The sequence below is a fragment of the Flavobacterium aciduliphilum genome, assembly GCF_003268855.1.
GTDB lineage: Bacteria > Bacteroidota > Bacteroidia > Flavobacteriales > Flavobacteriaceae > Flavobacterium > Flavobacterium aciduliphilum.
The window spans coordinates 14,426-31,704 of sequence record NZ_QLSZ01000005.1 but is presented as its reverse complement, the minus strand read 5'-3'; the positions used below and the strand labels follow the sequence as shown (position 1 = coordinate 31,704).

Here is a 17,279-nt window from a genome sequence, read left to right as displayed (position 1 = left end):
TTTGATATTGGCAATTTATGTTGTGTTTATCATTCAACTAATTTTTGGTTTTGATAAAGTAAACTCCTTTGAAAGAACGAATGAAAAACCTAAAACAACGTTTTCTATAATCGTTCCTTTTCGAAATGAAGCGAAAAATTTGCCCAAACTTTTGAAGTCCATTTCAAGTCTGAATTATCCAAAGGAATTGTTTGAATTGATTTTGGTAGATGACTTTTCTGAAGATGCTTCAGAGCGCATTTATATCAAATGGCGTATGGAACATGGATTGATTCATTCGACACTTTTAGAAAACTTGAAGTTGTCTAATTCCCCCAAAAAAGACGCGCTAACCAAAGCGATGCCTATCGTTAAAAATGAATGGGTTGTGACTACTGATGCTGATTGTGTTGTCAATGAAAATTGGCTCCTGACTATGGATGCTTTTATTCAAAAAAACACTACGGAAATGATTGTTGGTGCCGTTGTTTATAAAACTAAAAATAACTGGTTTCACCATTTTCAGCAATTGGATCTTCTGAGTTTACAAGGCACTACAATTGGAAGTTTTGGAATTGGAAAACCGTTTATGTGTAATGGCGCTAATTTTGCATATACCAAAAGACTTTTTCAAGAGCTTGGCGGTTTTGGAGGGATTACTACTCAAGCTAGTGGCGATGATGTGTTGTTGCTTCAAAAAGCCTTAAAAAAGAACCCTGAGTGCGTGCAGTATTTAAAAAACACAGATGTTATTGTAAAAACGAAGCCAGAAAATGATTTGTATGCTCTTTTTATGCAACGGGTACGATGGGCGAGTAAAACAACAAGCTATAAACATGCGTATGCTAAACTATTAGCGGTTGTGGTATTATTGATGAATCTCTCTTTAGTTTTGGGTGGTGTATTGTGGTTTGAGGGTTTTTTAGCTGGGAAAATAATGGTTGCAGTGTTTTTAATGAAATATCTTGTAGATTGTATCTTAATCTACAAAACCAACCAATATATAAGAAAAAACAAGGTTGTTATTCCACTTGTAAGCAGTTTGATTTATCCTGTATTTTCTAGTTTTGTCGGATTCTATGCTTTGTTTGGGCGTTTTACCTGGAAGGGTCGAACTTTTTCACGATAGTTCTATTGTTCCGATTTGATGATAACGGGTAAAATAAATTGTGATTTTACAGGGATTCCTCTTTTGATAGCAGGATGTACTTTTGGGAAATCGACCAATTTTACTTTGAGTATGCTGTCAATTTTAATGGTGTCATAAGCTACGGTGTCTCTTGGAAATTGGGGTTCAAATTCTAAACTTGCATCGGGGTTTACGGTGATTTTAACTTCAATGGTATCGAGTTTTGGAAATAGAACTTTAAGTGTATCGATACTTAATTTTTGTTGAATGGTAGCTGATAAAAATTCAAAGAAACATTGTTTTTTTTGAGTGGCATCGGTCAATGCTTCACAATCGGCAATGGACGGATAAACATCTACTTCTTTCCAATTGATTTCTTTGATTTGTTTTTCAAGCAGTTCTTTTTCAGAGGGGACTGGGTTGCCCATCCATTGGCAGGACGTAAAGAAAAACGCTCCCCCTAAAAGTATTTGAACTGTTTTTTTCATATCAGTCAAAAATAATAAAAAAAATGTAATGCAAGTGTATACTTTTTTTAACTCTTTTTATCCAATTACCCTAACTATGTACTAAGTATCTACCAAGTATGTACTAAGTTGGTTACTTGACTCGTCCTAAAATAATTATGACCCGTCCTAATTTAGCTATACAGATTAATAAATAAATCCTACTATAGTTATACAACTATAATTTTAATACTAAACTGACTATACACTTAGTTTTTGGCATATTTGTAAGCAAAATCCCTTGATAATACTGAGTTTGTAAAAGTTAACGATTATTTAACATTAAAATACCCAAAATGGGATGAGCAGAAAGATAGATAGTATAGTTCAATAAGTAAGTATTGGGCATAAAAATAACAATTTAATTATGGCAAAGAATAAAAGCCTTTTTAAGATTGAAGGAACACTAGATGATGTTACCTTCTACAAAAGTGCCGATGGGTACTTGGTTCGCACCAAAGGTGGTGTAAGTAGAGAACGTATGATGAAAGATCCTGCTTTTGAGCGTACTCGAGAGAATATGGGTGAATTTGGTCACTGTGCTTCTATGGGAAAAATGTTGCGAAGTGCTACAGATGGTTTAGCCAAGAAAGCAAAAGACTCTAAACTGTCTAGTCGATTACAAAAAGCAATGTCTGAGGTTAAAAAACTGGATGGGCATTCAGCAAGGGGGCAAAGAAAAGTTTCTGAAGGTGTTTGTACTGATGCTGGTAGAAATGTGCTTAAAGGTTTTGATTTTAATATGAATGCGCCTTTGAAAAGTGTTTTGGATTTTCCAATTGAATTGGATGTGGAAAGTGGTAAAACGGTTCTTACACATTTTAAGCCAAAGGAGGATTTGAATTATCCACAAGGAGCTACTCATTTTAGTTTGCAAAGTGCTTTTTTGAATTTGGATTTTTCAACTGGGATTTATAACATCAAAAAGAGTGATGTGTTGAATGTGCCTATTGATTTGAATGAGTCTACTTTGATTATGGATCCTAATGGTGCTCCTGAGGGTAGTGGTACTCATTTTTATTTTTTGTTTATTGCTTTTTACCAAGAGGTTAATGGGGAGCTATACTTGTTGAAGAATGGGTCTTATAATGTTCTAAATATTATAGGGGTTGTATAAAGTAGGTATGCTTTGAATTTGAGAGAAAGGGGATAGGTTTTACTATCTCCTTTTTGTTTTTAAAGGATATAATAAAGCAGACAGGCTATTTTGGTTATGCCTAGACCTCCTTCAAGGGTGTAAAGTACTTTATTAGAGGCATAGGTGCCGTCGCCTTGTCTGATTTTATTTCCATCTATGGTAAACAGTACTTTATTGGAGGCATAGGTACCCTCGCCTTGTCTGATTTTTACACCATCAATGGTGAAAACAACCTTGTTGGAGGCATAGGTGCCGTCTCCTACTCTGATTTTATTGCCATCAATAGTTAGGAGTACTTTGTTGGAAGCATAGGTACCGTCGCCTTCTCTAAATTTTACGCCATCAAAGGTGTATAATACTTTGTTTGAAGCATACGTGCCATCGCCTTGTCTTACTTTGGTGCCGTCTATAGTGAAGAGTACTTTATTGGACGCATAGGTGCCGTCGCCTTGCCGGATTTTGGTTTGTGCGGTGCTTATCATGGTAAGCAATAATATGAGTAGTGATAGGATGTTTTTTTTCATGTTTAATACATTAACTGCATTTTTGATTTGTTGTTCCAACCTGCTTGGTTTTCATATTTTACAAAGTAGATTTTTAGGTCAGCTTGATTGGCATATTGCACAAAGAATATTTTTTTATCGGCTTGATTGGCGTAGTCTGTAAAAAACCAGCGCCCCTCGTTTTTATCGGCTTGGTTTTGGTATTTTTCTTTATACACCTTCAAATCGGCTTGATTTTCGTAATCGACAACAAAGACTTTTACATCGGCTTGATTGGCATAATCGACAGAATATACTTTTTGGGCTTGTGATTGTATTGTGCATAAAAATACAGCAACAATTGGTAAGATATATCTTTTCATGATGTTTATGGGATTAAGTCATTTTTACTATTTTCAAGCAATTCCTTTACAGTTTCAAATCTGTGGTTGGTATTGTAATAGAAAACCTCGTGTGGTACCTTGTTTTCATTGAGATACTCTAGCATAGTGTCAAAAGTTAATAATTCGTCAGCGTTGGCTAAATGCAATGTGTAGTTATTTCCTTTGTAGTGTTTTAATTCTACTTTGCATGCTTTTTCAAAATGTGCTAAATAGTTTAAATAAGTTTCTGTAAACTTCCAATTTTCTTTGGTTTTTAAATTAATTTGTTCTTGGTTTACTTCTTTTTTTAAAGAAATACTTGGAGACCAACTTGGGTTTATGGCATGTACTTTAATTTGGTCCGTTTGATTCATAGCACGAACATAGTTGGCATAAAATCCTCCAAGAGAGGTGCCTATTACTATGATGTTTCCATAATGTTCTTGAATGATGCTGCCTATTTGTTTTATGGCTTTGTTGGGATTGTAATTGAGTTGTGGAGCTATCAAAGTAATGTGGTCTGATACATTATTATCTAGTAGCCATTGATTGATTATAGCTTGTTTGTTTTCGGGTGCGCTATTAAAACCATGCAATAATAAGATTGTGGTTTTAAACTCATAATTAGGAATAATATATTCGTAAGGAATAGCAATAGTTTGGTCGTTGTATGTTGTAACAATCCCTCTAATAGGATGAATTAAATTAGTAGTGTCAGGAATTTGTTCGAGAATTGTTCCTACTGGTATATCCAAAGTTGACCAAAGGTTTTGTTTGGCAGTAATTGGTTTTATGGTTTTGAATTGTTTTGGCATAGTTAAGGTTTGTTGTTGGTTGATAGTTCTTCCAACTTTTTTAAAATTTCAGTTTGCTGATTTTTTACAATTTCTAACTGTTTATGTAATGCATCAATAGATTTATCATTTTCTACAACATCATCTGCTATAGTACTCATTTCATTGATAAAAACACTATTTATCAGAGAAAGTCCTAGTATACTTCCTGAAAATACAATTATTACAAAATACAATTTCGAAAAACCAGTTAGTAATGGAGAAGTATTTTGTTGAATTTCAGCAACTACATCAGAGAAACCATCTCCTGAAAATATTTTGAAAATAGTATAAAAACTATCGAAGGCATTTTGAAAATAATTTGGAGCAACACTTTTAAACAAACTAACAGATATTAATGATATAACGGTAGTAAAAACCAAAAAGGTAAATAAAATAAACGTAATTCCTTTAAATGCTTTAAATAGTTTTTTGCTTATTTTTTTACCATTAGGTATGTATTCAATTATTCGAAGTGTTTTAAAAATTCTAAGTGACCTTAGCGCTATAAATCCAGTTAATATTTCAAAGTTTGGGATAAAAATAACAAGAATACTGGGGAGTGATAATAGAATAGAAATAAAATCAAGCTTATTCCAATTGTTTTTAAAATAAGATGAAAAACTTGGATGTTTAACAAATATTGAGTAACCTATTTCAATGCTAAAAAAAAGAGTTAACCCAACATCAACAAGGTCAAAATAAAAAAAATAAGGTTTAAAAGTATTAAAAGAGTGAAGGTAAATAATTAGAATATTTATTGCTATTAGATTAAATATCAGCCGTTCATTCTGTAGTATTTTCTTCATGTTTAATATTTTTTTGTAAATTTACTAAAATTTCTAAAATCACTAAAAATGGGAATGTTTGATAAATTAATAAGATTTTCTATTGATAAAATAGTTAAAGCAAAATATGGTAATTATTTCGATAGTTTACATAAAGACCCTGAATATATAGAGGCTATGAAAGGTGTGAAAACGGCTGCGGATAGAATAAACGCAGCTGGAGAAGCCGTTGTAAACGCAGAAAATAATTTAAAAAAAGATTATGATGAGTATGCTAAAAACTATGGAAAAAAAGCAGCTGAACAATTTAAAGCGCAAAACGAAGCAGGCACTTGGGATAGGGAATGGTTTTCTAAAAAATATGGTTTAAAATAATAAATTAGTTACTAATTACTAAACAACAACTACCAAAATCAAAAAATGATACTTGGAGCAATAATACTTGGAGCATTTATCTACTTTATCTACATACCCTACAAGGCATGGAGACTAAGTAAAAATCCTGAATGGATTGAAAGTCAAAATAAAATAAAAGAGCTGACAAAAAAAGCAGAGATGTTAGGTGCGAAAGCAGATAAAGCACACGCTGAGTATGAAAAAATGTTAGCGGACAAAGCTTTAAAGCGTAACCAAAATAGATAACTTTTATACCCACAAAAATATAATGGTCGATTATGTAGAAAAATAAGAGAAAAGGAATTTGGACAAAAGAAATATAAAACCAGCCAAGTCGATTAAAAGGTAATAATTACAGCCAAAATAACTACTAATTCAAAAAAATGATACAAGGTGGAATACTACTACAATTTGTAGATATATTGAGATTGTCTCAATGTCAGAAAAAATAGGAATGATTAATCAGACTGTAATAATAAAATATATAAATAATTTGTATTCAGAAAGATAATTTGATAAATTCGCTTAATTTAAAATATAAATCAAATGGAACAAGTAAAAATTGGAAATCAAATATGGTCTAACAGAAATTTAGATGTTGATACTTTTAGAAATGGAGAAAAAATTATAGAAGCAAAGTCTACAGAGGAATGGGAAAATGCTAATAAAAATTGTATTCCAAGTTGGTGTTATTATGATTTTAACTCTGAAAACGGAAAAATATATGGAAAATTATATAATTGGTATGCAATAAATGACCTTAGAGGATTAGCTCCAGATGGTTGGAGAATACCTACCAGTGATGATTGGAAAGAATTAAATGTTTTTTTAACACCTCCAATGCCTGATGGTATGGGGCCTGCTGATTATAGTAATTTTTTAGGAAAAAATAAAAAAGTAGGGGCTAAATTAAAGTCAGTTGATGGTTGGGCAAAGTCAGATTATAAAGGAAACGGTAACGGTACAGATGAATTTGGTTTTTGTGTATTGCCAGGAGGATTTCATGATGGTAGAAATATGAACAATAGTAAAGATATTACTATTGGAGCTAAATTTTGGTGTGCCTCTAATGATAAAACTGAGAATACTTCCTATATTGATTTTGCACTCAACCTACAAACTGATTTTTATACAAGAAATTATAAATTTATTGACTATCCAATGAGTATGTCTGTACGATGTGTTAAAGAATAAAAAAATAGAGAATGTTAAAAAAAATTGAAAAAGTTGATGATTTAGAGGGTTTATTTAAAGATTACAAAGACGTTATAATTAGTTTTTATGGTCTTAGCAATAAACTTAACCCAAATGATTTATGTAAAATAGCTATTACAGGAAGTACTTACAGAAGTTTTATTCGCAACAATCCAAAGAACTATGGAATGAGTTATTATTTTAAGGAAGTTGCTCAATTATATTCAGATTTAAATCCATGTGAAGACGAAACAAGAAATTTGTTTTTTAAACAAATAGAAAATAATACTCATGGAGTTTTTAAAAATTGGAAAATTGATAGTAAAGGGCTAGTTAAACTTCACAAAGTTTATAATTTATATACTAATTATTGGGTTGCATATAATCTTAAAGGAAATATAACATCAAAAGAAAAGAGTATTTCAAAATTAAAAATACCATTAGATAAGTACTCTTTAAATTATATTAGTAATTTATATAATAATGATAATGAAACTACTGAAGATTTTATATTGAAAAGTAATTTAAGTATGGGTAAAATAGAATCTGTTGAACATTACGATAGTATAAATAAATTTTTAGAAAAAATTTCAGAAAAAATTTCAGAAAAGTTAGGAGAAAAATTTTATCCTATATACATTGACATAATACAAGCTTATGAAAACAATTTAAATTGGTATAAAATTAATATTGAAAGGAGTAAACAAATTTAAATGTTAGTAAAAAAGGACCAAAGAAGAAATTTTCCAATTGATATTCGTCATAAAATAGCTGTTGATTTATCGTTCAATGAGGAGCAATACCAAAAACTGACACTTGGATTGTCTCCCAAAGAAATGGAGAACAGATGGCGCATCAAGTTTGAAAACGATACATTGTTTTTTCAGCGTTCATGGACGGGATATACCATATTTGAAGCTAAAATTCACAAAGAAAATGATCGCTATTTTATCAATTCATTTTATGCGGAACGAAATCCAGAAAAATATAAGATAACTGATGATGGTTATGATGTTGAATTGATAAAAAAACTAATAGATAGATTGTTGTAATATTTTTGTTAAATTAATATATTGTAAAAAACAAAACCTCGCTTCAATTAAGAAGCGAGGTTTTGTTTTTTAGATGCTTTATTTTTTAAATTAACCTAAAGCTACTCTTTTGAAACCTGTAACAGTTAATCCCGCGTCAACCGATTTTACATAAGCTGCTACATTCATCGAACCGTCTTTGATGTAATCTTGGTTTACTAACGTGTTGTCTTTGTAGAAACGTTGAATTTTTCCTTTAGCGATATTGTCTAACATAGCTTCTGGTTTTCCTTCTTGACGCAATTGGTCTTTAGCGATTTCAACTTCTTTTTCAATGATTGAAGCATCAACACCAGCTTCGTCTAAAGCAATTGGGTTCATCGCAGCCGCTTGCATCGCTACATTTTTAGCCGCTTCATCAGCACCTGCCACGTTTGCAGAAAGCGCTACAAGAACCGCAATTTTACCAGAGTGAACATAAGAACCAATGAAAGCTCCTGATAATTTTTCGAAAGAACCGATTTCGATTTTTTCTCCAATAACACCTGTTTGCTCAATTAGTTTTTCTGCTACTGTAATGCCGTTAAAATCGGATGCTAAGAAAGCTTCTTTAGTATCATAGTTCAACGCTTGGTTAGCGAAATCTGTGGCTAATTTTACGAATCCTTCGTTTTTACCCACGAAATCAGTTTCACAATTTAGTGTGATGACCACACCTGCAGTTCTATCAGCGTTAACCGCTGCGATTGCAGCTCCTTCTGTAGATTCTCTATCAGAACGGTTTGCCGCTACTTTTTGTCCTTTTTTTCTAAGGTTTTCGATTGCTAAATCGAAATCACCGTCAGCTTCTACTAAAGCTTTTTTGCAGTCCATCATCCCTGCACCTGTGATTGTTCTTAATTTATTTACGTCTGCAGCAGTAATTGTTGCCATGTTGTTTTTTATTTTAAGATTAGAAATTCTTTTAAAAGAAATTACGAATTACGAATTACGGATTACGCAAAATCTACGTAATTCACAATTCACAATTCGTAATTGTTTTGTTTTATTCTTCAGATTTTGCTTCTGTAGCAGGTGTTTCAACCGCTGCAGTTACTTCTTCAACTTCTTCAACTTCTGGCATATCGTCTGCTTCTTTTTCAGAAGTTCTGTTTGCCAATCCGTCTTTTACAGCGTCAGTTACTAAAGACAATATTTTTTCAATTGATTTAGAAGCATCATCATTTGCAGGGATTACATAATCTACCTCACGTGGGTCAGAGTTTGTATCAACCATTGCAAAAACTGGAATGTTTAATTTTTGAGCTTCTTTTACTGCGATGTGTTCAGCTTTGATATCTACTACGAATAAAGCAGCAGGTAATCTAGACATGTCAACGATAGAACCTAAGTTCTTTTCTAATTTTGCACGAAGACGATCAACTTGAAGTCTTTCTTTTTTAGAAAGTGTCATGAATGTTCCGTCTTTTTTCATTCTATCAATAGTAGCCATTTTTTTTACGGCTTTACGGATAGTTACGAAATTGGTTAACATACCTCCAGGCCATCTTTCAGTGATGTAAGGCATGTTGCATGCAGTTGCTTTTTCAGCAACGATGTCTTTTGCTTGTTTTTTGGTAGCTACGAAAAGTATTTTTCTACCAGAGGCTGCGATTTTTTTCAAAGCGTCATTCGCTTCTTCAATTTTTGCAGCAGTTTTATATAGGTTAATGATATGAATACCATTACGCTCCATATAAATGTAGGGCGCCATGTTTGGATCCCATTTGCGAGTCATGTGTCCGAAATGAACACCTGCTTCTAATAACTCTTTTACTTCAATTTTGTTTGCCATTGTGTAATAGTTTACGTTCCGTGATTAGCAATGAATTTTTTTGGTTATAATGTTTTTTACTAAACTTTAAACTCCCAACTCATTTAGATGCTAAACTAATTCCCTTTTTACAAGGAATATCGGCAACTTAGTTTTTAATTCAATTTTAATTGTAAAAATGGTTTAAAAAAATATTCTAATAGAAATCGAATATTAACGTTTAGAGAATTGGAATCTCTTACGTGCTTTTTTCTGACCGAATTTTTTACGTTCTACCATTCTTGGATCTCTTGTTAGTAATCCTTCTGGTTTTAGGATAGATCTGTTGTCTTCTCCAACTTCACACATTGCTCTAGCAATAGCCATACGTACAGCTTCTGCTTGACCAGTTGCACCACCTCCATATACATTGATTTTTACATCAAAGTTGTCTGCATTGTTTGTCATTGCTAACGGTTGCAAAACTTTGTATTGTAAAGTCGCAGTAGGGAAGTAGTTGTTAAATTCTCTTTTGTTTACGGTAATTTTACCTGTTCCTTCTGAAACATAAACACGTGCTACAGCACATTTTCTTCTACCGATTTTGTGAATAACTCCCATTATTTTAAGTCGTTAAGGTTTACGGTTTTTGGTTGTTGAGCGCTGTGTTTGTGCTCAGAACCAACATTAACATTCAAATTTCGGAATAACTCAGCGCCTAATTTGTTTTTAGGAAGCATTCCTTTTACAGCTTTTTCTACTAACAATGCAGGATTTTTTTGTTGCATTACTTTAGCAGTTAAACTTCTTTGTCCTCCTGGATAACCTGTGTGTCTGATGTACACTTTGTCAGTCAACTTGTTTCCAGTTAGGTTGATTTTTTCTGCGTTGATAACAATTACGTTATCTCCACAATCAACGTGCGGTGTGTAACTTGGTTTGTATTTACCTCTCAAAAGCATCGCCACTTTTGTAGCTAAACGACCCAAGTTATGACCATCAGCATCTACAACAATCCACTGCTTGTCTGCATTGGCTTTGTTTACTGAAACTGTCTTGTAGCTTAAATTGTTCACAATAATTTATTTTAATTAAACATTCCATTCCCAATTAAGGGAGTGCAAAATTACAATTATTTATGAGATATCCAAAATTGATTTTATTTTTTATTATTATTTTGAAATATAAGGATTTATATAATGGTTTTGCGGTGTTATTTAGTGTCACTTTTTTGAAAATTAATGTCAATTATACAAAATAGATATTTATTTCTTATTCCAAGATATTTTTTTATACTTTTACCTTATATTTTTTACACCTTACGACATGAAATCAAAAGCTACTTTAAAACAAATTGCCAAAGAATTGGGGGTTTCTGTTTCCACGGTTTCAAAAGCACTAAACGACAGTCCTGAAATCAGTGAACCTACCAAAAAAAGAGTACAAGAATATGCAAAACTTAAAAATTACAAGCCTAATGTCATCGGATTAAATTTAAAAAACCGTTCTACTAAGACTATAGGGGTAATTTTGCCTAATATTTTGAATTCTTTCTTTGCTAAAGTATTTACAGGAATTGAAAAAGTAGCTGATGAGAGAGGCTATAAAGTGATTACTTGTATCTCTAATGAGTCACTAGAAAAAGAAATTAACGCTTTAGAGATGTTGAGTAATGGTACTATTGATGGTTTTATTTTGTCTATTTCTGAAGAAGCGCAAAAACTTCAAAAGTACGATCATTTCAAATCTATTATCAATGAAGGAACACCGATAGTGATGTTCGACCGAATTGCCGATGAGGTAAATTGTGACAAAGTGATTGTAGATGATTTGGATTCGGCTTACGATGCGACGCAACATTTGATAAAAACGGGTTGCCATACTATCGCATTATTTTCCTCAATAGACAATTTGAGTGTTGGAAAGTTAAGAGTGAAGGGATTTTACAAGGCGATTGAAGAGAGAGGATTGAGTGTGGATGAAAATATAGTTGTATTGGCAGAAACTCAAGAAGATTTTGATGCAAAAGTCGAAGGGTTCTTCGATAACAATAAAGTGGATGCGGTTTTTGCATTGGATGAACATGCTTCCGTAACGGCAATGAAAATGGGAATTAAAAAAGGTTTAAAAATTCCTGAGGAGCTATCTGTTATTGGTTTTGCTGATGGGGTTTGGTCACGAAGAATGACGCCAAGTTTGTCAACGGTAAGTCAACACGGGCCTGAAATAGGAGAAGTAGCGACCAAATTGCTAATTGAAAAATTAGAAAATAAAGATGAAAGTTACAATTATAAAACTACAGTTATTAAAACGGAGTTGAGACAAAGAGATTCTACTAGAAAATTATAAAAAAAGCGACTTAAGTCGCTTTTTTTAATGCGCTTCCAACCAATTTTTGCCTACGCCCATTTCAACCTCTAGTGGGACTTCCATTGCAAACGCATTTTCCATTTCGTGTTTAATCATGGGTTTAATCTGTTCTAATTCGGATAAGTGTACATCAAAGACCAACTCATCATGTACTTGCAGCAACATTTTCGATTTCCAATTTTCGGAAGTTAGTTTTTTATGAATATTAATCATCGCAATTTTGATAATATCGGCAGCCGAACCTTGAATAGGTGCGTTTACGGCATTTCGTTCGGCGCCACTTTTTACCATCATGTTCGCCGAATTAATATCTTTTAAATAACGACGTCTTCCTAAAACCGTTTGTACATAACCATGTTCTCTAGCAAAATCTACTTGATGGCTCATGTAGGATTTCAGTTTTGGATAGGTGGCATAATACGCATCAATCAATTCAGCACTCTCTTTTCGCGAAAGCGAGGTTTGGTTCGAAAGTCCAAAGGCAGAAACCCCATAAATGATTCCGAAATTTACTGTTTTGGCATTACTTCGTTGTTCTTTGGTTACTTCTTCTAAAGGGACATTAAATACTTTTGCCGCGGTACTTCGGTGAATGTCTTCGTTGTTTTGAAACGCCTTTATCATATTTTCTTCACCAGATAATGCCGCAATAATTCGAAGTTCAATTTGTGAATAATCGGCAGATAATAGCGTATAATTTTCATCACGAGCAATAAATGCTTTTCGGATTAATCTTCCTCTTTCGGTTCGAATCGGAATGTTTTGTAAATTTGGATTATTCGAACTCAATCGCCCAGTAGCCGCCACCGTTTGCATGTAATCGGTATGCACGCGCCCCGTTTTTTTATCGACTTGATTCGGTAATGCATCAATGTACGTGCTTTGCAATTTTACCATTTGACGCCATTCCAAAATATCTCTTACAATTTGATGTTCGTTGGCCAAATAGCTCAACACTTCTTCACCCGTAGCGTATTGTCCCGTTTTGGTTTTCTTTTGCTTGGCACCGCCGATTTTTAGTTTGTCAAATAAAATATCTCCCAATTGCTTCGGAGAAGCCAAATTGAATTTTTCGCCTGCAGTTTCATAGATTTTTTGTTCTAAGGCTGCACTTTCTTTAGCCATTTCTATCGACATTTCTTTGAGATAAGGAACATCTAGATTGATACCTTCCAATTCCATCGAAGCCAAAACTGGAATCAGCGGAATTTCAATTTCATCAAAAAGCTTTTTGGTTTCCACTTTGTCAAGAATCGGACTGAAATTTTGTTTCAATTGGAACGTTATGTCGGCATCTTCTGCGGCGTATTCTTTAATATCTTCCAGCGGAACTTGTCGCATGGACAATTGATTTTTCCCTTTTTTACCAATTAAATCTTCAATAGATTTAGGCGAATATTTTAAATAGGTTTCCGACAAAACATCCATATTGTGACGCATGTCAGGATTAATTAAATAATGCGCAATCATCGTATCAAACAATTTTCCTTTGATTTGTATACCATAATGTGAGAGAATTTTTAAATCGTATTTGATGTTCTGACCGATTTTTTCGATGGTTTCGTTTTCAAAAAAAGGTTTGAATTTTTCTATTAAAAGTTGTGCTTCTTCTTGATTTTCGGGAAACGGCACATAAAACGCTTTTCCTTTTTCATACGAAAATGACATCCCAACCAATTCGGCATTCAAGGTATCAATTCCTGTAGTTTCAGTATCAAAGCATACAGAAGATTGATTCATTAAATTTTGCATTAACAATTTTACAGGCAAATCCCCTTGTACAATTTGATAGAAATGTTCGGTGTTTTCTAGAGAGGCATAATGCGAATGTGAGTTATGTTCGCCATTATCTTCATCCGAAAATCCAAATAAATCAAATTGTTCTTCGTTTGACTTTTTAGCTGGAGTTTTCTTAACTGACTTCGGAGCGTCGTTTGAAGTGTCATTGCCATTTGTGTCAATCTCATCATATTCTTTTCCGCTGCCAAAAAATTTATCAAACTGAGCTTTCATTTGACGGAACTCCAATTCTTGAAACAACGCATCGGTTTTTTCAATATCGGGTTTTGATAATTCAAACGAGGGAGCATCAAACGATACGGGACAATCGAGTAGGATAGTAGCTAGTCTTTTTGAAAGTATTCCGAGCTCAGCATTCGCTTCAATTTTTTCTTTGATGGCTCCTTTTAATTGATGAGTATTGGCCAAAAGATTTTCCATAGAACCAAATTCTGCTAGGAATTTCTTTGCGGTTTTTTCACCCACACCCGGCAATCCAGGAATGTTATCGGCGGCATCACCCATCATTCCGAGAAAATCAATGACTTGTTCGGTGCGTTGAATTTCAAATTTTTCCAATACTTCAGGAATTCCCCAAATTTCGATATCATTACCCATTCGAGCGGGTTTGTACATGAAAATATTTTCGGAAACCAATTGCGCAAAATCTTTATCAGGAGTCACCATATATACTTTGAAGCCTTCTTTTTCAGCTTGTTTGGCTAAAGTTCCAATTAAATCATCAGCTTCATAACCTGCTTTTTCAATAATCGGAATATGCATCGCTTTTAGTAATTCTTGAATATAAGGCACTGCAATTTTGATTGCTTCGGGTGTTTCGTCACGGTGTGCTTTGTATTCTTGATACATTTCGTAGCGGTAATCGCTTCCGCCTTTGTCAAAAGCTACGGCTAAATGGTCTGGTTTTTCTCTTTTGATGACGTCCATCAAGGCATTCATAAATCCCATAATGGCCGAGGTATCCATCCCTTTGGAATTGATTCGAGGATTTTTTATAAAAGCAAAATAACCCCGAAAAATTAAGGCATAGGCATCAAGAAGGTAAAGGCGTTTTTGTGACATATTGTAATTTTTATGAAGCGTAAAAATAAATAAACTTTCAAAAAGAAACATTTGTTTTTGTATAGAATTTAAATGATTGTTAAAATATATTTAACAGTATCGATTTGCATTAAGTTTCTTTGTTAATTTGTTGAAAATTTATTTAATGACTATACGTTTAATAATTTTCTTTCTAATCATTACATTAATAGAGTTTTATGCTTTTCAAGCGGTAAAAACATTCACAAAAGTACGATGGGTACAGTGGGTTTATCTAGTAGTTTCCATAATAGCCATTGCCTTTATTGCGTATCAATTTACAAAGTTTGATCGGAGTGTGGGGCAAACAAAAATGACTTTAATAACTCTAGGAGTCTTGTTGTTGGTCTTAATTCCAAAACTGATTCTGACCCTTGTTTTACTAATAGAAGATGTCTTTAGACTATTTTCAGGAGTATATTTAAAAATTTCAGGAACTTCAACAGACTCTTTTTTACCTGAACGAAGAAAATTTGTTAGTCAACTAGCATTAGGAATAGCTGCTATTCCGTTTAGCTCGTTAATATACGGCATGACATTAGGGAAATATAACTACAAAGTCATACGTCAACAAATATTTTTTCCAGATTTACCAGATGCCTTTGATGGGTTTAAAATCACACAAATATCTGACGTTCATAGCGGTAGCTTTGATGACCCTGAAAAAATTGAGCATGCAATTGACTTAATTAATGCACAAGATGCTGATATGATTTTATTTACTGGGGATATTGTTAATACACACGCTAAAGAAATGTTGCCCTGGATTTCAATTTTTAATAAAATTAAACCCCATCCCTACGGAAAACACGCTGTCTTGGGAAATCATGATTATGGGGAATATGTCACATGGAAAACGAAGAAAGACAAACAAGAAAATTTTGAAAATATCAAGGCGTTGTATGGTAAAATTGGGTTCGACTTAATGCTGAATACGCATAAATACATACACAAAGGAGAAGATAGAATAGCTCTAGTAGGCGTAGAAAATTGGGGAGTACGATTTAAAAAAGCTGGAGATTTACATAAGGCATCTGAAGGTCTTTCTAAAGAGGAATTCAAAATTCTAATGAGTCACGACCCGAGTCATTGGGACGCCGAAGTGAATCAGCATCCAAAAGATTTTCATTTAACGCTTTCTGGTCATACCCACGGGTTGCAATTTGGAATAGAAATCCCTGGTTATTTTAAATGGAGTCCTGCACAATATATCTACAATCAGTGGGCAGGATTGTATGAAAAATATGGAAAATATATTTACGTGAATCGTGGATTTGGATTCCATGCGTATCCTGGTCGAGTAGGAATAATGCCAGAAATTACCGTAATCGAACTAAAAAAAGGTAAAAATGTAGTATAATTACTTAAATATGCTATATTTGTATAATAATATTTCTTTTTTTTGCTAAGGAAATTAAATATTTTGGATTTATGTCAAAATTTGGAGAACTTATAAATGCACAAGTTCCGGTCTTAATAGACTTTTATACCGAGTGGAATGAATCATCGGTTAGTATGCATCCCGTAATAAGAGATGTTGCTGCAGCTCTTGGAGATAAAGCTAAAGTGATTAAGATTGATGTAGATAAAAATCAAGAACTTGCAGAAGCGTTGCGAATTAAAGGACTTCCAACGTTGATGATTTATAAAGAAGGTCAGATGGTTTGGAGGCAATCGGGTGAACTTGATGCCAATACCATTATAAGCATCGTTCAAGAACAGGCTTAGTGAATTAAAGCACTTTGATATCCGTTTTTTTTCAGAAAATCTAGCGTTTTTGGAAGGGCAAATTCCAAATTTGTAAATGATTTTTTGCTGTCGTGAAAGACAACAATACTTCCTGAAGTTATGTTTTTTATAACATTATCTAAACATGCTTCGGGGCTTAAAGTTTGTTCAAAATCATAGCTTAGAATATCCCACATTATTATCTTATATCCTAATTTTCTCAAAATTTTTGATTGACTTGGTTTTATTTTACCATAAGGAGGGCGAAATAAATAGCATCTTTCAGAAGTGTGTTTAGCCCATTCTTGCTCAAATAAATAAATATTTTCTATATATGTTTTGGTATCAAAATTCCATCCTTTTATATGGTTGTAAGTATGATTCCCAACGACATGCCCATTAGTCAATATTTTTTTGAAAATCTCAGGATTTTTCTTAATGTTTTCACCGACACAAAAAAAAGTGGCTTTAAAGTTATAGGACTCGAGCTGTCCTAAAACCCACTCGGTTATTTCAGGAATAGGACCATCATCAAAAGTCAAATATACTTTTTTTTCATTGTTTGGAATTTCCCAAATGTATTTAGAGAATATTTTTTTTACCAACCAATTTGTCTTAACCCAGTTTGTTTTCATAATAAAAAAATAAGT

At 33.1% G+C, this 17,279-nt stretch carries 21 protein-coding genes; 10 read left to right on the top strand and 11 right to left on the bottom strand.

What is annotated here, in order from left to right; all coding sequences use genetic code 11:
- The first annotated feature begins 1 nt into the window (after position 1).
- Positions 2-1,108: a glycosyltransferase family 2 protein gene (locus CLV55_RS06585; protein ID WP_245902689.1), complete on the top strand. Its 1,107-nt coding sequence runs from the start codon at positions 2-4 to the stop codon at positions 1,106-1,108.
- A 2-nt stretch (positions 1,109-1,110) separates the two neighbouring features.
- On the opposite strand, the gene CLV55_RS06580 is transcribed toward CLV55_RS06585, so the two are convergent.
- Entirely contained in the window at positions 1,111-1,596 is a 486-nt protein-coding gene (locus CLV55_RS06580) for a hypothetical protein (protein ID WP_112112960.1), read from the bottom strand.
- 385 nt (positions 1,597-1,981) lie between these two features.
- On the opposite strand from CLV55_RS06580, the gene CLV55_RS06575 reads away from it, so the two are divergent.
- Positions 1,982-2,731: a hypothetical protein gene (locus CLV55_RS06575; protein WP_112112959.1), complete on the top strand. Its 750-nt coding sequence runs from the start codon at positions 1,982-1,984 to the stop codon at positions 2,729-2,731.
- A gap of 59 nt (positions 2,732-2,790) precedes the next feature.
- Here the strand turns inward: CLV55_RS06575 and CLV55_RS06570 are convergent, their stop codons facing one another.
- The 4 genes from CLV55_RS06570 to CLV55_RS06555 are packed head-to-tail and all read right to left on the bottom strand — an operon-like array spanning position 2,791 to position 5,259.
- Complete coding sequence (locus tag CLV55_RS06570; RefSeq protein WP_146739545.1) at positions 2,791-3,276, bottom strand: hypothetical protein; 486 nt, start codon at positions 3,274-3,276, stop codon at positions 2,791-2,793.
- A gap of 2 nt (positions 3,277-3,278) precedes the next feature.
- Positions 3,279-3,617, bottom strand: coding sequence for a DUF6150 family protein (locus CLV55_RS06565; RefSeq protein WP_112112957.1), 339 nt, complete (start codon positions 3,615-3,617; stop codon positions 3,279-3,281).
- 5 nt (positions 3,618-3,622) lie between these two features.
- A complete protein-coding gene (locus CLV55_RS06560) occupies positions 3,623-4,432 on the bottom strand; it encodes a YqiA/YcfP family alpha/beta fold hydrolase (protein ID WP_112112956.1) in 810 nt (269 codons plus the stop codon).
- Between the two features lie 2 nt (positions 4,433-4,434).
- A complete protein-coding gene (locus CLV55_RS06555; RefSeq protein WP_112112955.1) occupies positions 4,435-5,259 on the bottom strand; it encodes an ion transporter in 825 nt (274 codons plus the stop codon).
- A gap of 48 nt (positions 5,260-5,307) precedes the next feature.
- Between CLV55_RS06555 and CLV55_RS06550 the strand changes: the two genes are divergently transcribed.
- From CLV55_RS06550 to CLV55_RS06530, 5 genes are all read left to right on the top strand, one after another.
- Positions 5,308-5,613 (top strand): hypothetical protein, encoded by a 306-nt coding sequence (locus tag CLV55_RS06550; RefSeq protein ID WP_112112954.1) that lies wholly within the window; start codon positions 5,308-5,310, stop codon positions 5,611-5,613.
- Between the two features lie 45 nt (positions 5,614-5,658).
- Positions 5,659-5,880 carry a hypothetical protein gene (locus CLV55_RS06545; RefSeq protein ID WP_112112953.1) on the top strand — a complete coding sequence of 74 codons (222 nt, stop codon included), beginning with the start codon at positions 5,659-5,661 and terminating at the stop codon, positions 5,878-5,880.
- A gap of 300 nt (positions 5,881-6,180) precedes the next feature.
- Positions 6,181-6,828: a fibrobacter succinogenes major paralogous domain-containing protein gene (locus CLV55_RS06540; RefSeq protein ID WP_112112952.1), complete on the top strand. Its 648-nt coding sequence runs from the start codon at positions 6,181-6,183 to the stop codon at positions 6,826-6,828.
- Positions 6,829-6,839: 11 nt separating this feature from the next.
- The gene (locus tag CLV55_RS06535; RefSeq protein ID WP_112112951.1) at positions 6,840-7,541 is read left to right on the top strand and encodes a hypothetical protein; all 702 of its coding nucleotides are present in this window, start codon (positions 6,840-6,842) and stop codon (positions 7,539-7,541) included.
- Positions 7,542-7,880 carry a hypothetical protein gene (locus tag CLV55_RS06530; RefSeq protein ID WP_112112950.1) on the top strand — a complete coding sequence of 113 codons (339 nt, stop codon included), beginning with the start codon at positions 7,542-7,544 and terminating at the stop codon, positions 7,878-7,880.
- A gap of 90 nt (positions 7,881-7,970) precedes the next feature.
- Here the strand turns inward: CLV55_RS06530 and tsf are convergent, their stop codons facing one another.
- The 4 genes from tsf to rplM form a co-directional block, all read right to left on the bottom strand.
- A complete protein-coding gene (gene tsf, locus CLV55_RS06525; protein WP_112112949.1) occupies positions 7,971-8,792 on the bottom strand; it encodes a translation elongation factor Ts in 822 nt (273 codons plus the stop codon).
- A 112-nt stretch (positions 8,793-8,904) separates the two neighbouring features.
- Complete coding sequence (gene rpsB / locus CLV55_RS06520) at positions 8,905-9,693, bottom strand: 30S ribosomal protein S2 (protein WP_112112948.1); 789 nt, start codon at positions 9,691-9,693, stop codon at positions 8,905-8,907.
- Between the two features lie 192 nt (positions 9,694-9,885).
- A complete protein-coding gene (gene rpsI / locus CLV55_RS06515) occupies positions 9,886-10,272 on the bottom strand; it encodes a 30S ribosomal protein S9 (RefSeq protein WP_112112947.1) in 387 nt (128 codons plus the stop codon).
- A complete protein-coding gene (gene rplM, locus CLV55_RS06510; RefSeq protein ID WP_112112946.1) occupies positions 10,272-10,727 on the bottom strand; it encodes a 50S ribosomal protein L13 in 456 nt (151 codons plus the stop codon). Before rplM ends, rpsI begins: the two co-directional genes overlap by 1 nt.
- Positions 10,728-10,977: 250 nt before the next feature.
- On the opposite strand from rplM, the gene CLV55_RS06505 reads away from it, so the two are divergent.
- On the top strand, positions 10,978-12,000 hold the full coding sequence (locus CLV55_RS06505; RefSeq protein WP_112112945.1) for a LacI family DNA-binding transcriptional regulator: 1,023 nt from the start codon (positions 10,978-10,980) through the stop codon (positions 11,998-12,000).
- A gap of 24 nt (positions 12,001-12,024) precedes the next feature.
- On the opposite strand, the gene polA is transcribed toward CLV55_RS06505, so the two are convergent.
- A complete protein-coding gene (polA, locus tag CLV55_RS06500) occupies positions 12,025-14,883 on the bottom strand; it encodes a DNA polymerase I (protein ID WP_112113112.1) in 2,859 nt (952 codons plus the stop codon).
- Between the two features lie 145 nt (positions 14,884-15,028).
- Between polA and CLV55_RS06495 the strand changes: the two genes are divergently transcribed.
- Complete coding sequence (locus CLV55_RS06495) at positions 15,029-16,261, top strand: metallophosphoesterase (RefSeq protein ID WP_112112944.1); 1,233 nt, start codon at positions 15,029-15,031, stop codon at positions 16,259-16,261.
- 71 nt (positions 16,262-16,332) lie between these two features.
- Positions 16,333-16,629 carry a thioredoxin family protein gene (locus tag CLV55_RS06490; protein WP_112112943.1) on the top strand — a complete coding sequence of 99 codons (297 nt, stop codon included), beginning with the start codon at positions 16,333-16,335 and terminating at the stop codon, positions 16,627-16,629.
- Here the strand turns inward: CLV55_RS06490 and CLV55_RS06485 are convergent.
- On the bottom strand, positions 16,626-17,264 hold the full coding sequence (locus tag CLV55_RS06485) for a polysaccharide deacetylase family protein (RefSeq protein WP_112113111.1): 639 nt from the start codon (positions 17,262-17,264) through the stop codon (positions 16,626-16,628). The two genes, CLV55_RS06490 and CLV55_RS06485, sit on opposite strands and share 4 nt — an antisense overlap.
- Between the last annotated feature and the right edge of the window lie 15 nt (positions 17,265-17,279).